A 719-nucleotide genomic window follows, 5' to 3' on the forward strand; every position below is an offset into this window, starting at 1 on the left:
AGCGGCTGAATGGCTGCGCTAACGCCTGTCTCGCCTAGAATGTTGCTAAACGACACACTGATGCTTTGCAGTAGACCTTTAAACTCAGAGCTTACGCGGCTTGCTACCAAAATAACGGCCAGCATTACATAAGGAATCCACGCTTTTACCAAGCTCATTGGCTTACCAGGATTGTCGTGCAGATCCACTTTCAAAGAGCCTAGCCACTCTGCAGGCCATTTGTCTTCGCTTTCAAAATCCCATTTTGTTTTAGGAACTAGGAAACCTTTTTTCGCAGCAGTTACGACGATAGAAAGACCAACCAAACCACCAATCAGCGATGGAAACTCAGCGCCCAAGAACACGCCAGTTAATGCGTAAGGAACGGTAAATGACACACCTGCGAATAGCGCAAACGGTAGAATATCCAGACCTTCGCTCCAGCTTCTGTTCTTGCCGAAGAAACGTGTTAACATCATCGCCATCAATACAGGAATCATCGTACCAACCACGGCATGAATTACGGCAACGTTAGCCGTGATGTGCTGTAGGTATGCTTCCCATGTTGAGCCTTGAGCTGCCAACGCTTCACTGATGTTGTGCGTATCCAAACCTTTGTTTACACCGACGATAATCGGCGTACCCACTGCACCAAACGATACTGGCGTTGATTGAATCATCATGCCCATTAGTACAGCTGCTAGGGCAGGGAAACCGATCGCAACCAATAGTGGTGCGGC

General features: G+C 48.3%; 1 protein-coding gene. It reads right to left on the bottom strand.

The window, feature by feature from the left end:
- A partial coding sequence (locus R8O11_RS27575) for an L-lactate permease (protein ID WP_318194919.1) occupies positions 1-719 on the bottom strand: 719 nt, incomplete at both ends.

The sequence above is a fragment of the Vibrio sp. 1288 genome (assembly GCF_033344475.1).